24 protein-coding genes and 2 other annotated features are annotated in these 23,071 nt (G+C 48.1%); all 24 genes read left to right on the forward strand.

Going from position 1 to position 23,071, the window contains the following annotated elements:
- Positions 1–194 precede the first annotated feature (194 nt).
- The 24 genes from KNP93_RS14535 to rpoB all read left to right on the forward strand — a co-directional run bounded on the left by KNP93_RS14535 (position 195) and on the right by rpoB (position 23,060).
- On the forward strand, positions 195–650 hold the full coding sequence (locus tag KNP93_RS14535) for a CtsR family transcriptional regulator (protein WP_114597352.1): 456 nt from the start codon (positions 195–197) through the stop codon (positions 648–650).
- Positions 651–666: 16 nt separating this feature from the next.
- Complete coding sequence (locus KNP93_RS14540) at positions 667–1,095, forward strand: hypothetical protein (RefSeq protein WP_114597353.1); 429 nt, start codon at positions 667–669, stop codon at positions 1,093–1,095.
- Entirely contained in the window at positions 1,088–2,161 is a 1,074-nt protein-coding gene (locus tag KNP93_RS14545; protein WP_114597354.1) for a protein arginine kinase, read from the forward strand. Before KNP93_RS14540 ends, KNP93_RS14545 begins: the two co-directional genes overlap by 8 nt.
- Positions 2,161–4,608, forward strand: coding sequence for an ATP-dependent protease ATP-binding subunit ClpC (clpC, locus tag KNP93_RS14550; protein ID WP_131504426.1), 2,448 nt, complete (start codon positions 2,161–2,163; stop codon positions 4,606–4,608). The genes KNP93_RS14545 and clpC overlap by 1 nt, the downstream gene beginning before the upstream one ends.
- Before the next feature lie 79 nt (positions 4,609–4,687).
- Positions 4,688–6,064: a DNA repair protein RadA gene (gene radA / locus KNP93_RS14555; RefSeq protein WP_255508409.1), complete on the forward strand. Its 1,377-nt coding sequence runs from the start codon at positions 4,688–4,690 to the stop codon at positions 6,062–6,064.
- 131 nt (positions 6,065–6,195) lie between these two features.
- Positions 6,196–7,284 (forward strand): PIN/TRAM domain-containing protein, encoded by a 1,089-nt coding sequence (locus tag KNP93_RS14560; protein WP_114597357.1) that lies wholly within the window; start codon positions 6,196–6,198, stop codon positions 7,282–7,284.
- 58 nt (positions 7,285–7,342) lie between these two features.
- On the forward strand, positions 7,343–8,026 hold the full coding sequence (gene ispD / locus KNP93_RS14565) for a 2-C-methyl-D-erythritol 4-phosphate cytidylyltransferase (protein ID WP_214855931.1): 684 nt from the start codon (positions 7,343–7,345) through the stop codon (positions 8,024–8,026).
- A 2-nt stretch (positions 8,027–8,028) separates the two neighbouring features.
- A complete protein-coding gene (gene ispF / locus KNP93_RS14570; RefSeq protein ID WP_041261398.1) occupies positions 8,029–8,511 on the forward strand; it encodes a 2-C-methyl-D-erythritol 2,4-cyclodiphosphate synthase in 483 nt (160 codons plus the stop codon).
- A gap of 45 nt (positions 8,512–8,556) precedes the next feature.
- Positions 8,557–10,002 (forward strand): glutamate--tRNA ligase, encoded by a 1,446-nt coding sequence (gene gltX, locus KNP93_RS14575; protein WP_214855934.1) that lies wholly within the window; start codon positions 8,557–8,559, stop codon positions 10,000–10,002.
- Positions 10,003–10,221, forward strand: a binding site (T-box leader). It begins immediately after the preceding gene.
- A 45-nt stretch (positions 10,222–10,266) separates the two neighbouring features.
- Positions 10,267–10,950, forward strand: a complete 684-nt coding sequence (cysE, locus tag KNP93_RS14580) for a serine O-acetyltransferase (RefSeq protein ID WP_034769411.1) — start codon at positions 10,267–10,269, stop codon at positions 10,948–10,950.
- A complete protein-coding gene (cysS, locus tag KNP93_RS14585; protein ID WP_214855937.1) occupies positions 10,904–12,301 on the forward strand; it encodes a cysteine--tRNA ligase in 1,398 nt (465 codons plus the stop codon). Before cysE ends, cysS begins: the two co-directional genes overlap by 47 nt.
- Complete coding sequence (locus tag KNP93_RS14590) at positions 12,298–12,702, forward strand: Mini-ribonuclease 3 (RefSeq protein ID WP_131504431.1); 405 nt, start codon at positions 12,298–12,300, stop codon at positions 12,700–12,702. Before cysS ends, KNP93_RS14590 begins: the two co-directional genes overlap by 4 nt.
- Positions 12,703–12,793: 91 nt before the next feature.
- The gene (gene rlmB / locus KNP93_RS14595) at positions 12,794–13,558 is read left to right on the forward strand and encodes a 23S rRNA (guanosine(2251)-2'-O)-methyltransferase RlmB (RefSeq protein WP_026826906.1); all 765 of its coding nucleotides are present in this window, start codon (positions 12,794–12,796) and stop codon (positions 13,556–13,558) included.
- A complete protein-coding gene (locus KNP93_RS14600) occupies positions 13,555–14,085 on the forward strand; it encodes an NYN domain-containing protein (protein WP_114597363.1) in 531 nt (176 codons plus the stop codon). The genes rlmB and KNP93_RS14600 overlap by 4 nt, the downstream gene beginning before the upstream one ends.
- A 191-nt stretch (positions 14,086–14,276) precedes the next feature.
- The gene (gene sigH, locus KNP93_RS14605) at positions 14,277–14,918 is read left to right on the forward strand and encodes an RNA polymerase sporulation sigma factor SigH (protein WP_012368992.1); all 642 of its coding nucleotides are present in this window, start codon (positions 14,277–14,279) and stop codon (positions 14,916–14,918) included.
- 155 nt (positions 14,919–15,073) lie between these two features.
- Complete coding sequence (gene rpmG, locus KNP93_RS14610; protein ID WP_012368993.1) at positions 15,074–15,220, forward strand: 50S ribosomal protein L33; 147 nt, start codon at positions 15,074–15,076, stop codon at positions 15,218–15,220.
- A 44-nt stretch (positions 15,221–15,264) separates the two neighbouring features.
- Positions 15,265–15,435, forward strand: a complete 171-nt coding sequence (gene secE / locus KNP93_RS14615; RefSeq protein ID WP_014969138.1) for a preprotein translocase subunit SecE — start codon at positions 15,265–15,267, stop codon at positions 15,433–15,435.
- A 19-nt stretch (positions 15,436–15,454) separates the two neighbouring features.
- Complete coding sequence (gene nusG / locus KNP93_RS14620; protein WP_026826909.1) at positions 15,455–16,006, forward strand: transcription termination/antitermination protein NusG; 552 nt, start codon at positions 15,455–15,457, stop codon at positions 16,004–16,006.
- A 149-nt stretch (positions 16,007–16,155) separates the two neighbouring features.
- On the forward strand, positions 16,156–16,581 hold the full coding sequence (gene rplK / locus KNP93_RS14625) for a 50S ribosomal protein L11 (protein ID WP_012368996.1): 426 nt from the start codon (positions 16,156–16,158) through the stop codon (positions 16,579–16,581).
- 116 nt (positions 16,582–16,697) lie between these two features.
- Positions 16,698–17,384 (forward strand): 50S ribosomal protein L1, encoded by a 687-nt coding sequence (gene rplA / locus KNP93_RS14630; RefSeq protein WP_034769418.1) that lies wholly within the window; start codon positions 16,698–16,700, stop codon positions 17,382–17,384.
- Positions 17,385–17,438: 54 nt separating this feature from the next.
- Positions 17,439–17,593 (forward strand) — a sequence feature (ribosomal protein L10 leader region).
- A gap of 50 nt (positions 17,594–17,643) precedes the next feature.
- Positions 17,644–18,150 (forward strand): 50S ribosomal protein L10, encoded by a 507-nt coding sequence (gene rplJ, locus KNP93_RS14635; RefSeq protein ID WP_131504434.1) that lies wholly within the window; start codon positions 17,644–17,646, stop codon positions 18,148–18,150.
- Positions 18,151–18,226: 76 nt separating this feature from the next.
- The gene (gene rplL / locus KNP93_RS14640) at positions 18,227–18,592 is read left to right on the forward strand and encodes a 50S ribosomal protein L7/L12 (protein ID WP_012368999.1); all 366 of its coding nucleotides are present in this window, start codon (positions 18,227–18,229) and stop codon (positions 18,590–18,592) included.
- 83 nt (positions 18,593–18,675) lie between these two features.
- Positions 18,676–19,272, forward strand: coding sequence for a class I SAM-dependent methyltransferase (locus KNP93_RS14645; protein WP_131504435.1), 597 nt, complete (start codon positions 18,676–18,678; stop codon positions 19,270–19,272).
- Positions 19,273–19,502: 230 nt separating this feature from the next.
- Complete coding sequence (gene rpoB, locus KNP93_RS14650) at positions 19,503–23,060, forward strand: DNA-directed RNA polymerase subunit beta (RefSeq protein ID WP_131504436.1); 3,558 nt, start codon at positions 19,503–19,505, stop codon at positions 23,058–23,060.
- Positions 23,061–23,071: the final 11 nt, after the last annotated feature.

The following is a 23,071-nucleotide window of genomic DNA, read 5'->3' on the forward strand; positions in this document are numbered from 1 at the left end:
TGAACGCCGAAAGTAGTTGGGGGCTTCCCCCTGTGAGGATAGGACGTTGCCAGGCCAATAAAGGACCGATCTGCATTTTGCAGGTCGGTCTTTTTGTGTATGCCAAATGAAAAGCCTAAATGGTTGCATTTCACTTTTAAGATGATTACTATTAAATCAAACAATAGTCAAAGATGGTCAGAGAGGTGGTGCCCATGCAAAACATCACAGATATCATCGAAGCCTATTTAAAGCAGATTTTACATGATGAGAAAAAAATTGAAATCAAACGGCAGGAAATTGCAGAACGTTTTGATTGTGTACCCTCACAAATCAATTATGTCATCAACACCCGTTTTACGGTTGAAAAGGGTTATTTTGTTGAAAGTAAACGTGGTGGCGGTGGGTATATCCGCATTCAAAAGATTGTCATTTTAGATAGTCATGATCTGTTAGATGAAGTCAGCCAATGGGTTGGAAACGATTTAACCGAACAAGCTGCAGAAGATTATCTGATTCGTTTAGTAAACGAGCAGCTGTTGACACGGCGAGAAGCGATTTTGATTCAATCGTTGTTGCAAAAGGAAAGTCTACCAATGGCACTTGAGGATCAACGCCGGATGCGGGCTCATTTGATGCAGACCGTCCTGCAAACCATTAAGCGACTGTGACACGGGAGGAATGTGTATGCGTTGTCAGCGGTGTGGTGAACGAGAAGCTGTCGTCCGTGTCAAACTCCCACAAGATCAAGAGGGAACAGAACAAGTTCTTTGTTCAGTTTGTGTAAAAGAACTGGCAAAAGCCTATCAAGAAACCGCTTGTCCTTCATGTGGGATGACACGCCAACAACTTTTACATTTGCGAAAAGTTGGTTGTGCAACATGCTATTCGTTTTTCAAAGAAGAAGTAGATGGGATGATTCGTCAGTTTCAACACGGTCATACGAAACATTATGGTTCACGTCCTGAAGAAGAGTCGGTCGAAAAAAGATTGGCACAACAGTTGAGTCGACTCAAAGAACAGTTGAACCGTAAGATTTTATCGGAAGACTATGAAGAAGCAGAACTCATTAAACAGCAGATTGTAAATGTGGAGGAGGATTTGCGCCATGTTTGAAGAACTATTGACGCAACCTCTTAGTCAAAAGATGGATCAACAGGCACCTTACGATGATATCGTCGTTTCGACACGAATTCGCTTAGCGCGTAATGTAGCCCATTATCCTTTTTCGACAAGAATGACAGAAGAACAGGCAAATGCGTTAATCAACGAAACAGAACGTCAATTATCCGGACTAAAAGGATTTCAATTCGGGCGGGTCGATCAAGTTGATGCCTTAACGCGAACTGCTTTAGTAGAAAAACATTTGATCAGTCCTGCCCTTGCGACACACCCACGAACCGGACTTTTTATCAGTGAAGATGAACAGATCAGTGTCATGGTGAATGAAGAAGATCATTTTCGTATTCAAACCCTGTTACCGGGTTTGCAGTTAGAAGAAGCTTTTCGGGTGGCAAAGCAGGTCGATCGTTTAATCAGTGAACGCTTCAAGATAGCTTTTGATGATACGCTCGGTTATTTGACGACTTGTCCGAGTAACGTCGGCACAGGCCTACGGGCCTCGGTGATGTTGCATTTACCGGGACTCGTCCTGACCAATCAAATCCAAGGGTATATTAAACACCTGCGGCAGCTCGGTTTTGCGATTCGCGGGCGTTACGGCGAAGGAAGCGATGCTTCCGGTCGAATGTTCCAATTATCGAATCAACGGACACTTGGTGCGAGTGAGGATATGCTGATTACGGATTATCAATTTGCTGTTGAAGCATTAATTGAGGCAGAACAAGCGGCAAGAAAAGGATTATTGGAGACGTATCAAGAAGAACTAGAAGACCGGCTTTACCGGTCATCCGGAATTTTGCGATCGGCCCGATTAATTACGGCACGGGAAGCAACGGAGCGTTTATCCGATGTCCGGTTAGCCGATAGCCTCGGTTTGGCCGTGGAACTTCCGCCAAACTTATTCCATCATTTACTTGTATCGCTACAAACAGGTTTTCTACAAAAGCATTTCGGGAAACAATTAACATCAAGAGAACGGGACATCGAACGAGCGAGTATCATTCGTCAGATGTTAACCGAACAGACAAACAGGGATCACACACAAGGAGGTTTTGCGTAATGATGTTTGGACGATTCACAGAACGTGCTCAACGCGTACTCGCACTTGCTCAAGAAGAAGCGGTACGTCTTGGTCACCATAATATCGGGACAGAACACATTTTACTCGGACTTGTACGTGAAGGAGACGGGATTGCGGCGAAAGCCTTAACAGCACTCGGACTCAGTTCAGATAAGATTCAAATGGAAGTTGAAGCTTTAATCGGTCGCGGCCAAGACGGTGCGACGACGATTCACTATACACCACGCGCGAAAAAAGTCATCGAGCTGTCGATGGATGAGGCCCGTAAACTCGGTCATTCGTATGTCGGTACAGAGCATCTCTTACTCGGTCTGATCCGTGAAGGAGAAGGCGTCGCAGCACGTGTCTTAAACAACCTTGGCATCAGCCTCTCTAAAGCCCGTCAGCAGGTGCTTCAACTGCTTGGTAACAGTGAAACGACAGCCAATGCGTCGCAAGCAGGATCTGGTGTCGCGACACCGACGCTTGACGGTCTCGCACGCGACTTGACACAACAGGCACGGGAAACACGTCTTGATCCAGTGATCGGCCGTGCGAAAGAAATCCAACGTGTCATTGAAGTCTTAAGCCGTCGGACAAAAAACAATCCGGTCTTGATCGGAGAGCCGGGTGTTGGTAAAACAGCCGTCGTCGAAGGTCTTGCCCAACAAATCATTAACAATGAAGTGCCGGAGACGTTACGGAATAAACGCGTCATGGTTCTCGATATGGGAACACTCGTCGCCGGTACAAAATACCGTGGTGAGTTCGAAGACCGTTTGAAAAAAGTCATGGATGAGATTCGTCAGGCCGGTAATATCATTCTCTTCATCGACGAATTGCACACATTGATCGGTGCCGGCGGAGCAGAAGGGGCAATTGATGCCTCGAACATCCTCAAGCCGTCACTCGCCCGTGGTGAACTCCAGTGTATCGGAGCAACGACACTCGATGAGTACCGGAAATACATCGAAAAAGATGCGGCACTCGAACGTCGTTTCCAACCGATTCAAGTGGCTGAACCTACAACAGATGAAGCGACACAAATATTGTTTGGTCTTCGTGACCGTTATGAAGCACATCACCGGGTGACGATCACGGATGAAGCAATCCAAGAAGCGGTAACACTCTCGGACCGCTACATCTCGGATCGTTTCCTACCGGATAAAGCGATTGACTTGATTGATGAAGCCGCTTCAAAAGTTCGTTTGCGCTCCTATACAGCACCACCGAACCTAAAAGAAGTCGAAGCGAAGCTTGAAGGTATTCGTAAAGACAAAGATGAAGCCGTTCAAAGTCAAGAATTCGAAAAAGCAGCCAGTCTCCGTGATACAGAACAAAAATTGCGTGATGAATTGGAACGTTTGAAAGAAGAATGGCAGAACAAGCAAGGCAACGAAAAATTAGAAGTGACGAAAGAGGATATCGCACAAGTCGTCGCCAACTGGACAGGTGTTCCGGTCACGAAGATTGCAGAAGAAGAAACCGACCGCTTATTGCGTCTTGAAGAAATCCTTCATGGACGTGTCATCGGTCAAAATGAAGCCGTTAAATCGATTTCCAAAGCAATCCGTCGTGCACGCGCCGGTTTAAAAGATCCAAAACGTCCAATTGGTTCATTTATCTTCCTCGGACCAACCGGTGTCGGTAAAACGGAACTGGCCCGGGCTGTCGCGGAAGCGATGTTCGGTGACGAAGATGCCATCATCCGGATCGATATGTCCGAATACATGGAGAAACATGCGACAAGTCGTCTTGTCGGTTCTCCTCCGGGATACGTCGGGTATGAAGAAGGCGGTCAGTTAACAGAAAAAGTACGCCGGAAACCATACTCTGTCATCTTGCTTGATGAAATCGAAAAAGCACACCCTGAAGTCTTCAACATCTTGCTTCAAGTGCTTGACGACGGTCGCTTGACGGATTCAAAAGGCCGGACAGTCGACTTCCGAAATACGATCATCGTCATGACGTCAAACGTCGGAGCAAGTGCACTCAAACGTAACAAATACGTTGGTTTCGCAGTCTCCGATGATACGGACCGCGAGTACAAAGACATGAAGGGGAAAGTCATGGATGAGCTGAAAAAAGCCTTCCGCCCTGAATTCTTGAACCGGATTGACGAAACAATCGTCTTCCACTCACTCGAGAAAAAACACATCGAAGAAATCGTGAAATTAATGGCGAAAACGCTTGAAAAACGTCTTGCGGAACAACAAGTGCATTTCGAGTTGACGCCAGCCGCGCTTTCGAAAATCGCGGATATCGGATACGATCCGGAATACGGAGCCCGTCCGATCCGTCGTGCTCTTCAACGGGAAGCAGAGGATCGTTTGTCAGAAGCCTTGCTTGCAGGTGATATTCAAAAAGGTGAGCGGGTGGCACTTGATGTCGAAGATGGTGAATTCATCGTCCGCCGTCATCAGGCTGAACCAGCAACGACCGAATAATTGATCAACAGGGTCCAGCTTTCGCAAGTATGTGGCGAAAGCTGGATTTTTTTCTTGATAAAAAGAAAGGATGAATCGCGTGGCTAAAATAAAGACGAAATTTGTCTGCCAGAGTTGTGGTACGGAATCTCCCAAATGGATGGGACGCTGTTCCGGCTGTGGCGAATGGAACACGATGGTCGAAGAAGTCGTTGAAGAGAAAAAAGCACGGCGCGGTTCTGCCTTCGTGCATACGACAACCAAACAATTAAAACCGGAACGCTTATCGAATATCTTGTCACAGGAAGAAAGCCGTGTCTTTACAGGCAGCGGTGAATTTGACCGGGTCCTCGGTGGTGGAATCGTACCGGGCTCGATGGTTCTTGTCGGCGGCGATCCCGGAATCGGGAAGTCGACGATCTTGCTTCAAACCAGTGCCCGTCTTGCGGCGCGTGGAGAAAAAGTCCTGTACATTTCAGGGGAAGAATCGCTGAAACAAACGAAACTGCGGGCGGAACGCCTCGGATTACCGACACAGGACCTGTTTGTCTTGAGTGAGACAGACATGAACATGATCGAACGGGTCGTCGATGAAGAAAACCCGGGCTTTTTGATCATTGACTCCATTCAAACCGTGTATATCGATGAGATTCAGTCAGCTCCGGGCAGTGTCACGCAAGTCCGGGAATGTACAGCGATGCTGATGAAAATCGCGAAGAGTCGTGGTATTGCCATCTTCATCGTCGGTCACGTAACCAAACAAGGATCGATTGCCGGACCGCGTTTACTTGAGCATATGGTAGATGCCGTTCTGTACTTTGAAGGAGAACGCCACCACACGTTCCGGATTTTACGGGCGGTCAAAAACCGGTTCGGTTCGACGAATGAAATCGGTATTTTTGAAATGCGTGAATCCGGTCTTGAAGAAGTCTTGAATCCATCGGAGATTTTCCTCGAAGAACGGACATCCGGTGTATCCGGTTCGACCATCGTCGCCTCGATGGAGGGAACTCGGACAGTTCTTGTGGAACTGCAAGCATTGATTTCTCCGACATCGTTTGGTAACCCGCGTCGTATGGCGACCGGGATTGATCAGAATAAAGTCGCTTTGCTGATGGCTGTTTTAGAAAAACGGTCGGGCTTGTTGCTCCAGACGCAAGATGCGTATCTTAAGGCGGCGGGTGGAGTCAAACTTGATGAACCGGCCATCGATTTAGCAATTTGTGTCGCGGTCGCATCCAGTTTCCGCGATAAGCCGACCCGACCAACAGATGTCGTCATCGGCGAAGTCGGCCTGACGGGCGAAGTCAGACGCGTCTCACGGATCGAACAACGGGTCGCGGAAGCGGCGAAGCTTGGTTTCACCCGTGCCATCATTCCGAAAAACAATCTGGGGGGCTGGACATATCCACCCGGTATCACGGTAATCGGAGTCGAGAGTGTGGATGAAGCATTACGGGAAACGATTCCGTTTTAAGCGGTTTCAACTACGGCAAAAGATGGGGAAGGTGTAACAGACCTGTAAACAGTTTCCCCATCTTAAGGCGTAGGTGATTCAAATAAATACATGTTACAATGAACTTAAAATAATAAAAGGAGGTGGGAAGATTGAAAATCGTCATCAGGATCTTTTTTGCGTTACTAGGTCTTGCGCTTGGTATCTTGTTGCTTCCTCAATTGTTTCAGCTGATTGAAGCGGCGACGAAGATGGCTTTCCCGGAATGGTTGATGACCACATACGTAACAGGAACGATTGGTGCACTCATATTTTTATTAATTGGATTATTCATTACGGATTCTGTGATTCGGCTTCTCCGGTTTTTAGAAGAAAAGTTAGTGAAAGCACCTGTCGCCGATCTATTTTTCGGCACATTCGGCTTATTGGTTGGTCTCGTCATGGCTTTTCTTGTCAGCATGCTGATTGAACTTGTCGGTATTCCTTTACTCAGTAATGTGTTAACCATGATAGTCGCAGTACTGTTCGGTTACCTCGGATTTACGGTCGGCTACCGGAAGCGTCACGAACTGACGAAAGTCTTCTTGCGCAACAGTAACAATCAGACGGAGAAAAAAGCGGCTGAGCCTGTTGTTGTCGCAAAATCAAACAGTAAAGTCCTCGATACGAGTGTCATCATCGATGGTCGGATTACGGATATCGCAAAAACAGGATTTGTCGAAGGCAAACTGATTGTTCCGCAATTCGTCATCGGCGAGTTGCAGTATATTGCGGATTCATCAGATACACTGAAGCGAAACCGCGGACGTCGCGGGCTCGATGTGCTGAAGGAATTGCAATCGATTCCCGGCATGGAAGTCGAGATTTATGACGGGGACTTTGAGGATGTTCCGGAAGTCGACATCAAGTTGATTAAGCTGGCAGAACTGATTAAAGGAATCGTCGTCACGAACGACTACAACTTAAATAAGGTCTGTGAAGTACGGAATGTACCGGTCTTGAACATCAACGACCTGGCGAATGCCGTCAAACAGGTGGTCATCCCCGGTGAAGAGATGACGGTCCTCGTCATCAAAGAAGGAAAAGAGCAGAAACAGGGAATTGCCTATCTCGAGGATGGAACGATGGTCGTCGTGGAAGAAGGAAAACATTTGATTTCGAAAACGATTGGTGTTGTCGTGACCAGTGTGCTGCAGACATCTGCCGGACGGATGATTTTCGCGAAACCCCAGGAAAAATAAACAGCAGACTGCCAAATCTCTTTTGGCAGTCTTTACTTATGGGAAAAGAGGGAACTAAATGAAAGAGCACACATACCGGATTGTCATTCCGGCCGCCGGAGCAGGGAAACGGATGGGAGCAGATCGAAACAAATTAATGCTGACGTTACGAAACCGGTCCATCATCGAATGGACACTGGATGTCTTTGAGCAGGATCCGGCTTGTCTTGAAATCATTTTGGCAATTAATCCGGCGGAGCAATCGTGGTTCGAACGTATCACGGCACCATACAAGACGTCGATCCGTCTCGTCCCGGGTGGACGTGAGCGTCAGGAAAGTGTGCAGCGTGGACTAGAAGCGGTGACAGCACCCGGTATCGTCCTGATTCATGACGGAGCCCGACCATTCGTGACGATCGAATCGATTCAGCAGGTCGTCCAAGCAGCTGAAGAGACCGGAGCTGCGATTTTAGGTGTGCCGATTAAGGATACCGTCAAACGGATTGACGGCGACGCGATTGTCGAGACGGTTCCCCGGGATCAGCTGATGGCAGCCCAAACACCGCAAGCCTTTGAGTTGGAGCGGATTCGAACTGTTCATGCGAAGGCGGCGACGGAATTTTTAGGTACGGATGACGCAAGTTTGATAGAATGGGACGGAGGAACGGTGACTTGGGTCACCGGACAATACGAGAACATTAAAGTGACGACGCCGGACGATTTATTGTTTGGAGAAGCCATTCTAACGAAACGGGGGAAATGAAGATGATCCGAATTGGACAAGGATTTGATGTACATGCTTTTGCAGAGGACCGCAAACTGATTTTAGGCGGGATTGAGATTCCGCATACGAAAGGGTTGCTCGGTCACTCGGATGCTGACGTCCTGTTACATACGATTGCTGACGCAGCGCTTGGTGCGATTGCGGCGGGGGATATCGGGAAACACTTCCCGGATACGGATCCGGAATTTAAAGACGCCGACTCAGCAAAATTGCTGCAGCACGTGTATGCGCTCGTCAAAGCACAAGGCTATGAACTGGGCAATTTAGACGCGACCGTCATTGCACAAGCGCCGAAGTTACGTCCATACATCGATACGATGCGGGCACGGATCGCGGAACTTCTTGAAGCGGATATCGAACAGATCAACGTCAAGGCGACGACGACGGAATGGCTAGGCTTTACGGGACGTGAAGAAGGAATCGCATGTCAGGCTGTGATTTTGCTGAAACGAATCGAAGAATAAGGTATACTAGGTAAGCGAATTTTAGACTAAAGGAGTGGATCGGTAATGGCAGAAGTACGTGTACGTTATGCACCAAGTCCAACGGGACACCTTCATATTGGAAACGCACGAACAGCATTGTTTAACTACCTGTTTGCACGACACGCAGGCGGTAAGATGATTTTACGGATTGAGGATACGGATCAGAAACGAAACATCGATGGTGGTGTGGAAAGTCAGATGAAGTACCTCGAATGGCTCGGCATCGACTGGGATGAAGGTCCGGGTCGCGGCGGCGACTATGGTCCTTACTTCCAAATGGAGCGACTCGATCTGTACAAAAAATACACAGACGAGTTACTTGAAAAAGGACTGGCTTACCGCTGTTACATGACATCGGAAGAGCTCGAAGCGGAACGGGAAGCGCAAATCGCACGTGGGGAAGCACCCCGTTATTCAGGTGCACACCGTAATCTGACGCAAGAACAAGAAGATGCATTTGTGGCAGAAGGCCGGACACCGTCGATTCGGATCCGTGTTCCGGAAAGCGTCACCTACACATGGAACGATATCGTTAAAGAAGATGTCTCGTTCGAATCAAAAGATTTCGGCGATTGGGTCATCGTCAAAAAAGACGGGATTCCGACGTACAACTTCGCTGTTGTTGTCGATGATCACTTGATGGCGATCAGCCACGTCCTGCGTGGAGACGACCATATTTCGAATACACCAAAGCAGATGATGATTTACGATGCGTTCGGTTGGGACTATCCGACATTCGGACATATGACATTAATCGTCAACGAAGAACACAAAAAACTGTCAAAACGTGATCAGTCGATCATCCAATACATCGAGCAGTATAAAGATCTCGGTTACTTGCCGGAAGCGTTACTGAACTTCGTGACGTTACTCGGATGGTCGCCGGTCGGTGAACAGGAAATCTTCACGAAAGAAGAGTTCATCGAGATTTTTGATGCATCTCGTTTGTCGAAGAGTCCGGCTGTCTTTGATCAGCAAAAATTGGCTTGGATCAACGGTCAATACATGAAACACCAATCGTTCGAAGAAGTATTCGAAGCGAGTCTGCCATTCCTGCAGGACGCGGGACGTGTTGCAAGCGAACCGACGGAAGAAGAGCTTGTCTGGGCACAAAATCTGGTCGGATTATACCGGGAACAGATGACACACGGCGCAGAAATCGTCGAGCTTTCAGAGATGTTTTTTGAGGATGAACTGGTGTATGATGAAGAGGCAAACACTGTCTTGGCAGGAGAAACCGTTCCTGCAGTCTTGAGTGAATTCGCGAACCAGTTGCGGACACTTGAAGAATGGACACCGGAAGCCATTAAAGGGGCAATCAAAGCAACCCAAAAAGCAACCGGACAAAAAGGGAAAAATCTGTTCATGCCAATCCGTGTCGCAACGACCGGACAAACACACGGACCGGAGCTTCCGAACACGATTCAATTATTAGGAAAAGACCGCGTACTTGCGCGTCTGGACGCATAAAATAAAGCGTAGATGAGGAAAGTAGGAACGATGTCCGTTGTACAGAGACAAGCTTGAGTGGTGAGAAAGCTTGAACGGACGCGCTTTCGAAATGCCCCTCTGAGTGCTGCCCGAAATCAGTGAGAGTAGGCGTAGACGTATCTCCGGCGTTAACGGACCGGAGAGGGATGATTCAGTTCATCCAAACAGAGTGGGACCGCGCTGATTGGCGTCTCTGTGCAGCGATGCACGGGGGCGCTTTTTCTTATGGAGAGGAGAACGAACATGACACGGATGCGTGAAGATATCCGCAATGTATTTAAACAGGATCCGGCAGCCCGGAGTACGATGGAAGTCGTCTTGACCTATCCGGGATTACATGCCGTCTGGATGCACCGGTTGGCTCATCGTATGTGGAAGATGAATTTGCATCTTGCCGCACGGCTGTTGTCGCAATTCAGCCGGTTCCTGACGGGAATTGAGATTCATCCCGGTGCGACAATCGGCCGGCGTCTCTTCATCGACCATGGTATGGGAGTCGTCATTGGGGAAACGGCGATTATCGGCGACGATGTCACCCTGTTCCAAGGTGTGACACTGGGGGGAACAGGGAAAGAAACGGGCAAACGGCATCCGACACTCGGAAATGGTGTCCTCGTATCAGCCGGAGCACGCGTACTCGGTGATATCACGATTGGTGATTCATCGAAGATTGGCGCAAGCTCCGTTGTTCTAAAAAATGTACCGTCAAATGCGACAGTTGTCGGAATTCCCGGACGTGTCGTGATACAAGACGGAATAAAAGTCGATGCACCGCTTGATCATCAATTACCCGATCCGGTTCGTGAATGCCAGGAACGGGTTGAACTGGAACTTGAACAATTAAAACGTGAGATTGAACGAATAAAAGGAGGACACCGCCATGATACAACTTTACAACAGCATGACCGGAAAAAAGGAACCGTTTAAACCGCTCGAAGAAGGAAAGGTCAAGATGTATGTTTGTGGACCAACCGTCTATAACTACATCCATATCGGGAATGCCCGTCCGGCCATCGTCTTTGATACGGTCCGCCGCTACTTTACGTACCGGGGCTATGACGTTAAATATGTCTCGAACTTCACGGATGTCGACGATAAAATCATCCGGACAGCGAATGAGCTCGGAGAAGATTACCATGCACTGACGAAACGATTCATCGAAGCCTATCACGCGGATACAGGTGCGTTGAATGTCCAAAAAGCGGATATTCATCCGCTCGTCACGGAAACGATGGACGATATCATCGCTTTCATCGAAGTGCTCGTCGAAAAAGGGAATGCCTATGCGTCAAGCGGAGATGTCTACTTCCGGACACGCAGCTTTAAAGATTACGGTCAGCTAAGTCAACAGTCGATTGATGAACTCCGCTCGGGTGCGCGGATCGAAGTCGGCGAGAAAAAAGAAGATCCGCTCGATTTCGTCCTATGGAAAGCAGCGAAACCGGGTGAACCGGCATGGAGGAGTCCATGGGGAGAAGGCCGTCCCGGCTGGCACATCGAGTGCTCAGCGATGGCGAAAAAGTATCTCGGGGATACGATTGATATTCATGCAGGCGGACAAGACCTTAAATTCCCGCACCATGAAAATGAGATTGCCCAATCGGAAGCGTGCAACTCACAGAAGTTTGCAAACTACTGGATGCATAACGGGTTCCTTAACATCGAAAATGAAAAGATGTCAAAATCACTGGGCAACTTCCTGACGGTCCACGAAGCGATTCAAGCCGTCGATCCGATGGTCTTACGTTTCTTCATGCTGTCAGTCCAGTACCGTCATCCGATCAACTACAGCCGTGATCTGATCGATCAGGCAGCAAACGGGTTGGCACGGATCCGTGAATCGGTCGCAAACGTCGAACACCGTTTGACGATGACGGCTAATCTTGGAACGGCAACGGACAAATGGCTGAACCGGATCGAAGAAATCAAACAGCATTTCATCACATCGATGGATGATGATTTCAATACAGCGAACGCTGTGACCGATTTGTTTGATCTGTCGAAGGAAGCCAACCTCTATCTTGGGGAAGACCAGGTCGCAACAGAAGTGCTGGAACGATTCCTGGCAGTCTTTGATGAACTATCGACAGTCCTCGGAGTCACGTTGACAATCGAAAAAGGGTTACTCGATGAAGAAGTCGAACAGCTGATTCGTGATCGGGATACGGCACGGAAAGAACGGGACTTCGCCCGTGCGGACGCGATCCGTGATCAACTGCGTGACCAAGGCATCCTGCTTGAGGATACAGCGCAAGGGATGCGGTGGAAGCGCGGATGAAGAACTACAAACAATTAAATGCGCTGGCACTCGCCTACATGGGCGATGTTGTCTATGAAATGCATGTCCGGGAACGGTTGCTTGAAAAAGGATATGTCAAACCGGGTGAACTGCATCAAGCGGCCATCCGCTATGTCCGTGCTCAGGCGCAAGCCTTCGTCGTGACACACTGGTTAAATGAAAATACGTTGACAGAAGAAGAGCAGGCTGTCGTCCGGCGCGGGAAGAACGCTAAATCAGGTTCCGTTCCGAAAAGTACGGACGTCCATACGTACCGGTACGCAACGGCGTTTGAGGCATTGCTCGGATATGTCTATCTTGCAGAAGGAGGGGATCGTCTTGAAGAACTCATCGGACAAGCGCTCGAATTACTCGAAGCCGAAGCAACGGACGGAAAATAAATCGTTCCAATCGGCGCGTAAACAAAAAGACAAGCCGCATGGCGAAAAAACGAAACAGAAGAAAGTTGAGCCCAAACAAGAAGAGACCATCGTGATCGAACCGCTCGAGGAAGGACAGGATTTCTTATACGGACGGAATCCGGTTCTCGAAGCGTTACGGACGGGTCGTGAGATGAACAAGCTCTTCATCCAAGAAGGGCAACAGAAAGGACCGCTTGCCGTCATCCATGCGATGGCGAAAGAGGCAGGTGTCCAGACACAAATCGTTCCACGCTCGAAATTACACGGTTTGACGGGAAGCGACAATCACCAGGGTGTCGTTGCTGCCGTCGCTGCCTATGAGTATGCAGAACTCGACGATATCTTTGCACTGGCAGAAAAGAAAGACGAGACGCCATTGATGATTTTACTCGATGAACTCGAAGATCCGCATAATCTCGGATCGATTCTCCGGACGGCAGATGCCGTCGGTGCCCACGGGATCATTATTCCGAAACGCCGGTCTGTCGGATTGACACAGGTTGTCGCGAAAGCTTCAACGGGGGCGATCGAACATATCCCGGTCGTTCGTGTGACGAACTTGACGCGGACAATGGAAGATTTAAAGAAAAAAGGGATCTGGTTTGTCGGGACGGATGCCCGTGAGAGTGATGACTACCGGACGCTCGACGGAACAATGCCACTTGGAATCGTCATCGGCAGCGAAGGAAAAGGCATGAGCCGGCTTGTCCGCGAAAAATGCGATTTCCTTGTACATCTCCCGATGGCAGGACATGTCACGTCACTCAACGCATCGGTTGCTGCCTCGTTGTTGTTATATGAGGTCTACCGGACAAGAAAGCCGTATTCGCGATGAAATACGACCGTCTGATCGTTGATGGCTACAATATCATTGGCGCATGGCCGGAATTCCGGACATTGCGGGAGCAGGATTTTGAATTAGCACGGGAACGATTGGTCGATGCGATGGCCGAGTACCAGGCCGTGACAGGAATCAGTGTGACGATTGTCTTCGATGCCTATCTCCAACCGGGGAGAGAATCCCGGATCAGGAAAAGCGGTATCGAAGTCATCTATACACGGGAAAACGAAACGGCGGATGAATGGATTGAGAAAACAGCGGCGGAATGGTTACAGGATATCCGGGTCAAGCTGACGGTTGCGACAAACGATTTCACCGAACAGTGGGTCATCTTCACGCTCGGTGCCCTTCGGATCTCGGCGCAGGAATTACGACGGGACTGGAAGGCGGCGGTTGCCGTCATCCGTGGACAGACGATTGCGTCGAAGACGAGCAAGAAACCACGTTCGACAATCGATATGCCGGCTGATGTCATTGAACGGCTTGAAGAGATCCGGCGGCGTAAAAATTCAGATTCATGAAGAAAATGAAAAAGCGGATTCACGATAAAGTCGTGAAATTCGCTTTTTTTAATTCCTCAGGTGTCACGTCTTCGCACGATCAACAGAGTAAAAAAAGAGGTCATGCCAATTTTCATTGTCGTAAGACAGGAAATTATTGTATAATTAGAAACAATCGATTAGTTTGTTAGAGAAGCTTGGAGGGATGACGGATGAGTTTGGTTTCGTTCGACCAGTTTGAGTGCATGACCGATGAAGCGCTTGTGGAACAAGCGAAGGTATTTGACAACAGTGATGCGCTCGAATTTCTGATCGAGCGGTATCGGAACTTCGTGCGTGCCAAGGCACGGTCTTACTTTTTAATCGGAGCGGACCGGGAAGATATCATCCAGGAAGGTATGATCGGCCTGTATAAGGCAGTCCGGGATTACCGCACGGATAAGCTGGCTTCGTTCAAAGGCTTTGCTGAGCTGTGTATTACCCGGCAAATGATCACAGCAATCAAAACCGCAACGCGTCAAAAACATATTCCGCTGAATTCCTACATTTCGCTCGATAAACCGATTTACGATGACGAATCGGAACGGACGTTACTCGATATCATCACATCGACAGCCCCGTCGGATCCGCAAGTGTTGATCGTGAACCGGGAAGAGTATGCGGATATTGAAAGTAAGATGGATGAAATCCTTAGTGATCTGGAGCGGAAAGTACTGGCGCTCTATCTCGACGGAAGAACCTATCAGGAAATTTCGGATGATCTCGATCGTCATGTCAAGTCAATCGATAATGCCCTTCAACGTGTGAAGAAAAAGCTGGAACGGTATCTTGAAGCACGAAAACTGACTGTCTGACCGAGAGGTGGATTGACCCCGTTAACCGGGTGTGCTACTGTATAAATAGCGCCTTACTAGCGAGACGCCGCTCATAGGCGTTTTTTTTTACGCTCTTTTTTAGAGAGGATTCTCTTCTTGAAGAGAAGGAGTGGCAAAGAAGGAGGTCGTTTGAGATGGCGAAGAAAGTAGGCCTTGCTTGTGATATTTGCGGTGCCCGCGACTACACGACGATGAAAAAAGAGGATGTCAGCATCCGCTTGGAACTGAAGAAGTTCTGTCGCCGTTGTAACGCGCATACGATTCATAAAGAAGCGAAATAAGGCTTCATCTATCCCCATTTACTACATCCTGGAGGGAAAGTACGATGAAATTTTTGCGTGACGTATGGAATGAACTGAAAAAGACGAGCTGGCCGAAACGAAAAGAACTGACGAAGTATACACTGACTGTAATCGGTATGGTCATTTTTATGGGTGTCTTCATCTTCGGTATCGATTCAGGGCTCAGCGCATTCATGAGTTGGTTGATTAAGTAAAAAGAAGAGGTGACGTACCATGGATAAGCAGTGGTTTGTTGTCCAAACGTACTCTGGATTCGAAAATAACGTCAAGGCAAATCTTGAGCGTCGGATTGAATCCATGAACATGGACGAGAAAATCTTCCGTGTACTCGTTCCAATCGAAACGGTACAGGAAGAAGTAACAAACAAAAAAGGTGAAACGAAAATCAAGGAACGTGAAATCAAGATTTTCCCGGGGTATGTCCTCGTGGAGATGGTCATGACGGATGATTCTTGGTATGTCGTCCGTAACACACCGAACGTCACGGGATTCCTCGGTTCGGTCGGCGGCGGTTCAAAACCGACACCACTTCTTCCAGAAGAAGCGGAAAACATTCTCGGATCAATGGGACTTGTTGACATGAAGAGTCGTTATGACTTTACAATGGGACAAATCGTACGGATCAAAGAAGGTGTCTTTGCGAACCTGGAAGGTACGATCGAAGAACTTGAAACAGAAACAGAGAAAATGAAGGTTTCTGTCGATATGTTCGGTCGTGAAACGAAAGTAGAGCTCGATTTCTCACAAGTTGAGAAAATAGATTAAGTTTCCTATTGCGAAACTTTTATTTTAATGGTACAATTTTTCCTGTTTGATGTTGTGCTTATTTCGATAAATTACTCGTCGAATAGAATGAGTGGGAGGACGCGCAACGTCCAATTAAACCACATTAAAGAATTAAGGAGGTGTGTCTCGTGGCGAAGAAGGTTATGAAACTAGTTAAACTTCAAATTCCTGCGGGCAAAGCAAACCCAGCTCCACCAGTTGGACCGGCACTCGGTCAAGCAGGTGTGAACATCATGGGCTTCTGTAAAGAGTTCAACGCTCGTACACAAGACCAAGCCGGCTTGATTATTCCTGTAGTCATCACGGTTTTTGAAGATCGTTCATTTACGTTTATTACTAAAACTCCACCAGCAGCAGTTCTCTTGAAGAAAGCAGCTGGAATCGAGAGCGGTTCAGGCGAGCCTAACCGTAAGAAAGTAGCGACTGTCAAACGTGACAAAGTTCGCGAAATCGCTGAAACGAAAATGCCAGACCTCAACGCAGCATCTGTTGAAACAGCGATGTTGATGGTTGAAGGTACTGCACGTTCTATGGGTATCGTAATCGAAGACTGAGTCTTTTGATTGCAATGAACAACGATGAGGGTCGCAGGCGGATAGTTACTTGAAGCCTTGCTACCCTTTCATTATGTGGGAGGATTTTCCGCACAACCACAAAGGAGGAACCTAAAATGGGTAAGAAGTATAAAGAAGCTGCTAAACTTATCGATCGTACGGTTTCATACGAACTCGCTGAAGCGGTAGACTTAACTAAAAAGTCTGCAACTGCGAAATTCGATGAAACAATCGAACTTGCTGTTCGTCTCGGAGTCGATCCGAAGAAAGCAGATCAACAAATCCGTGGAGCAGTCGTATTGCCACACGGTACTGGTAAAACACAAAAAGTTCTCGTCTTTGCTAAAGGTGAGAAATTAAAAGAAGCGGAAGCTGCTGGAGCAGACTTCGCTGGTGATTCTGAGTACATCACTAAAATCCAACAAGGATGGTTCGACTTCGATGTTATCGTTGCGACACCTGACATGATGGGTGAAGTTGGTAAACTCGGCCGTGTTCTCGGACCTAAAGGCCTCATGCCTAACCCGAAAACAGGAACAGTTACATTTGACGTCACGAAAGCAATCAACGATATCAAAGCTGGTAAAGTTGAGTACCGTGTCGACAAATCTGGTAACATCCACGTTCCAGTCGGTAAAAAATCATTTGATGACGCTAAATTGGTTGAGAACATCAACACAGTCATCGAAACTCTCGTTAAAGTTAAGCCTGCTACTGCTAAAGGTATCTACCTTAAAAACATCGCGATCGCTTCAACAATGGGTCCTGGTGTAAAAGTATCTTCAGCTGACTTTGCGAAATAATTTCGTCTAAAACGAACTTGACAACGTTCTAAGAACGCTGTTACAGTATAAAACGTTGATATATTCGACATACCGTAGACAGAAGGTGCTCATCGATTGAGCATAAACCCTTCCGAGGTGTTCTTGCTCAGAGAGCCTGTTTGTTCAGGTATCCTTTTTGACGATTACGCCTCCTCTGCCTTGCAGACGGAGGCTTTTTATTTGAAATCGAGCAGCCCCTCGCGCCGGTACATTCCATTTACCAGGAGGTGCAACAGAAATGGCAAACGAAAAAGTTATCGCTGTCAAAGCGGATCTCGTAACTGAGATCGCTGAGAAAATGCAAGCGAGCGCTGGAACAATCGTCGTCGACTACCGTGGTCTCACAGTAGACGAAGTAACAGAACTTCGTAAACAACTCCGCGAAGCGGGTGTTGAATTCAAAGTTTACAAAAACGGTCTCCTCCGCCGTGCTGCAGTTCAAAGCAATCTTGAGGGTCTTGACGAAGTCTTTACAGGTCCTACTGCGATCGCCTTCAGCAATGAAGACGTTATCGCTCCAGCTAAGATCTTAAACAACTTCTCGAAAGACCACAAAGCTCTTGAGCTTAAAGGTGGTATCATCGAAGGCAAAGTCACTTCAGTAGAAGATGTCAAAGCCCTTGCGGAACTTCCATCACGCGAAGGTCTCCTTTCGATGCTTCTCAGCGTGCTTCAAGCGCCAATCCGTGGTCTTGCGGTGGCAACGAACGCAATTGCAGAGCAAAAAGAAGAACAATCTGCTTAATGTCCGCTTAGCGGGATAGGCAAACACACAATTTTTCACACCCCAACGTGGGTTAAATCAAAGGAGGAAAACCATAATGGCTTTCAACAAAGAGCAATTTATCGAAGACCTCAAGGGCATGACTGTTCTTGAACTTAACGAACTCGTAAAAACAATCGAAGAAGAATTCGGCGTATCAGCAGCAGCTCCAGTAGCAGCAGCAGGTGCAGGCGCAGCAGCAGCTGAAGAGCAAACTGAATTCGACGTAATCCTTACTAGCGCAGGTTCTGGTAAAATCAACGTCATCAAAGCAGTTCGCGAATTGACAGGCCTCGGTCTTAAAGAAGCGAAAGCACTCGTTGACGGAACTCCGGCTCCAGTTAAAGAAGGCGTTTCGAAAGAAGACGCTGACGCAATCAAAGCTAAGCTTGAAGAAGCTGGCGCAAGCGTAGAAGTTAAGTAATTTTCTTCTTCACTTAAAACAAAAGAAGCTCGCTTTGCGGGCTTCTTTTGTTTTCAACTTTAATATAGAGAGGGGAAGGAAACATGGCAGATCATTATTACACAAATGATCCCTCCTCGAAACGGGATCCAAAGTCGTGGGAATTCGTCTTACGTGGTGAAACGTTCCGCTTCACTTCGGATCATGGAGTGTTTTCAAAAGGCGGCGTGGATTTCGGTTCGCGTTTACTGATTGAAGCCTTTGTGGAGCCGGATGTACCGGGAGCAATTTTGGATGTCGGGTGCGGATATGGTCCGATGGGCATTTCGCTTGCGAAAACAACCGGACGAGAAGCCGTTTTAGTAGATGTAAACGAGCGGGCTCTTGAGCTTGCGGCTGACAATGCACGTGCGAATGGTGTTTCCGTGACGACCGGTGTAAGTGACGGATATGCTGGCGTGGCTGAACAGACGTTTGCAGCGATCGTGACGAATCCACCGATTCGGGCGGGGAAGCCGGTTGTTCACCGGATTTTGCGGGAAGCGTATGATCATCTTGAAGTGGGCGGTGCCTTATGGGTCGTCATTCAAAAGAAACAAGGTGGTCCATCAGCGAAGAAGTTGATGGAAGAAGTGTTTGGTTCATGTGAGACGGTTACCCGCGATAAAGGGTATTCGATATTTAAATCAATTCGGTCTTGACAAATCGAGTGATTTGTCGTTGACCTTGTCTAATGTCTATGATAGTATTATAAAATGCCATTGGAGTGATTTTTGGATAAGCAGTTTGAAGCAGCTGGCGTTCTCGACTACAGATGATTGAGTAGACAAGACGTCGCTTTTTTGCGCTTATCGGTCAAAAAATGGCTTCAATGTTCGATATTACACCCGTCCTTCTCAAGAAGAAGAACTGGGTCTGAGAGGTGAATCAGTTGACTGGTCAACTTGTTCAGTACGGTCGTCACCGTCAGAGAAGAAGCTATGCACGTATCAGCGAAGTTTTAGAACTTCCAAACCTTATTGAGATTCAAACGAATTCATACGAATGGTTCCTACGGGAAGGTCTTCGTGAGATGTTTCATGATATCTCGCCGATTTCCGACTTCACAGGAAATCTCGTATTAGAATTCATCGACTACTCGCTCGGAGAGCCGAAGTATTCGATTGATGAATCAAAAGAGCGCGATGTGACCTATTCGGCACCACTACGCGTAAAAGTCCGTCTTCAAAACAAAGAGACGGGTGAATTGAAGGAACAAGAAGTCTTTATGGGTGACTTCCCGCTTATGACGGAGTCGGGAACATTCATTATTAATGGTGCGGAACGAGTTATCGTTTCCCAGCTTGTTCGTTCGCCAAGTGTGTATTACAACAATAAGTTAGATAAAAACGGTAAACGTGGATTTTCGGCAACGGTCATCCCGAACCGTGGAGCATGGCTCGAACTTGAGACAGATGCGAAGGATATCGTATACGTCCGAATCGACCGCACGCGTAAGATTCCAGTAACGGTTCTTTTACGTGCTCTTGGTTTCGGTACGGATCAGGAAATCATCGATCTCCTTGGAGATGATGAGTACCTCCGTAACTCCCTTGAAAAAGATAATACAGAAACAACGGAAAAAGCCCTCATTGAAATTTATGAGCGTCTGCGTCCGGGAGAGCCACCGACTGTCGAAAATGCGAAAGCACTTCTCGTGTCACGGTTCTTTGACCCGAAACGTTATGATTTGGCAAACGTTGGTCGTTATAAAATCAACAAAAAACTTCATCTGAAGAATCGTCTGTTCGGGCAGAAACTTGCGGAAACGCTTGTCGATCCGGAAACAGGGGAAGTGATCGCAGAAGAAGGAACGGTTCTTGACCGTCGCATGCTCGACAAAGTCTTGCCATTCCTTGAAGGATCTGTCGGTTACATCGAAGCGACGCCAACTGGCGGCGTAACGCAAGGCGAAGCCTTCAACTTACAGTCGATCAAGGTGTTCGCACCGGACGATGCTGAAGGTGAACGCATCATCAATATCATCGGTAACGGTAACATCGATCGTGACATCAAGCACATCACGCCTGCTGACATGATTGCTGCCATCAACTATTTCTTCAACTTGTTGCATGAAGTAGGAACGACAGACGATATCGACCACCTCGGTAACCGTCGTCTCCGTTCAGTCGGTGAATTGCTCCAAAACCAGTTCCGGATCGGGCTTTCCCGTATGGAACGTGTCGTCAAGGAGCGGATGTCGATTCAAGACCAGAATGCGATCACGCCACAGGCATTGATCAACATTCGTCCTGTTATCGCATCGATTAAAGAGTTCTTCGGTAGCTCGCAGTTATCACAGTTCATGGACCAAACGAACCCGCTTGCGGAATTGACGCACAAACGTCGTCTATCTGCACTTGGACCCGGTGGTCTCACACGTGAGCGTGCCGGCTTTGAAGTCCGAGATGTTCACTACTCGCATTATTCCCGTATGTGTCCGATTGAAACGCCTGAGGGTCCAAACATCGGGCTGATCAACTCACTGTCTTCGTTCGCGAAAGTCAATGAGTATGGTTTCATCGAAGCGCCATACCGTCGTGTCGATCCGGAAACGGGTGTCGTCACGAATGAAATTCACTACATGACGGCCGACGAAGAGGATCTCTACGTCGTCGCACAGGCAAACATGTTGTTGACGGAAGAGAAGACGTTCCAAGATACACACGTCTTGTCACGTTTCCGCGGACAAAACTTGTCTGTCGAACCAGCTCGTGTCGACTACATGGACGTTTCACCGAAACAGGTTGTTTCGGCAGCGACGGCATGTATCCCGTTCTTAGAGAACGATGACTCGAACCGTGCCCTCATGGGAGCGAACATGCAACGTCAGGCCGTACCTCTTCTTGATCCGGAATCACCGATTGTCGGTACCGGAATGGAGTACGTGTCTGCAAAAGACTCAGGTGCTGCTGTTGTTGCAAAACATTCAGGTATCGCTGAGCGTGTAACGGCCCGTGAAATCCTTGTCCGTCGTACGACGGAAGTCGATGGTAACATCGTTCAGGGAGAACTTGACCGTTACAAAATCCAGAAATTCATCCGTTCTAACCAAGGAACGTGCTATAACCAAAAACCAATCATCAAAGTAGGCGATCCTGTCGATAAAGGCGAGATCCTTGCAGATGGTCCATCGATGGACGGTGGAGAACTTGCGCTTGGTCGTAACGTACTCGTCGGTTTCATGACATGGGATGGTTACAACTACGAGGATGCTGTCATCATGAGCGAACGTCTCGTGAAAGACGACGTCTACACGTCGATCCACATTGAAGAATATGAGTGTGAATCACGTGATACAAAACTCGGACCGGAAGAGATCACGCGTGACATTCCAAACGTCGGTGACGACGCCCTGAAAAACCTCGACGACCGCGGAATCATCCGTGTCGGTGCTGAAGTTAAAGACGGGGATATCCTGGTCGGTAAAGTTACACCTAAGGGCGTAACGGAATTGACAGCTGAAGAACGCCTGCTTCATGCAATCTTCGGTGAAAAAGCACGTGAAGTTCGTGATACGTCACTTCGTGTTCCACACGGCGGAGACGGAATCATCCTTGACGTGAAAATCTTCGATCGTGATAACGGCGACGAACTGTCACCTGGTGTCAACCAGTTGATCCGTGCGTACATCGTTCAGAAGCGTAAGATTCACGAAGGAGATAAAATGGCGGGACGTCACGGTAACAAAGGTGTTATCTCACGTATCCTGCCTGAAGAAGACATGCCGTACATGCCAGACGGCACACCAATCGACATCATGTTGAATCCACTTGGTGTACCATCACGGATGAACATCGGGCAGTTGCTCGAACTTCACCTTGGTATGGCTGCACGCCAACTCGGAATCAAAGTTGCATCACCGGTATTCGATGGTGCACGTGAGGAAGATGTTTGGGCAACGATTGAAGAGGCCGGTATGGACCGCGACGCTAAAACGATCCTTTATGATGGACGTTCTGGTGAAGCCTTCGATAACCGCATCTCGGTTGGTGTCATGTATATGATCAAACTCGCCCACATGGTCGATGATAAACTTCACGCACGTTCGACGGGTCCTTACTCGCTCGTTACGCAGCAGCCGCTCGGTGGTAAAGCCCAGTTCGGTGGACAGCGTTTCGGTGAGATGGAAGTATGGGCACTGGAAGCATACGGTGCCGCTTATACGCTCCAAGAGATCCTGACAATCAAGTCCGATGATACAATCGGTCGTGTTAAAGCATATGAAGCGATCGTTAAAGGCGAAAATGTACCACAACCGGGCGTGCCGGAATCGTTCCGAGTCCTCATTAAAGAGCTTCAATCCCTTGGTATGGATGTTAAGATGATGTCTGCCGAAGATGAAGAGATCGAAATGAAAGACGACGACGACGACAACATCCCGAACGCGACTCCAGCACTCGAAGAAGTTCAAGCGCCTGTCGCACCAGTTGTTACTGAAGAGGAATAAGCGAAAGGGAG

This window comes from Exiguobacterium sp. s166 (genome assembly GCF_018618855.1).
GTDB lineage: Bacteria > Bacillota > Bacilli > Exiguobacteriales > Exiguobacteriaceae > Exiguobacterium_A.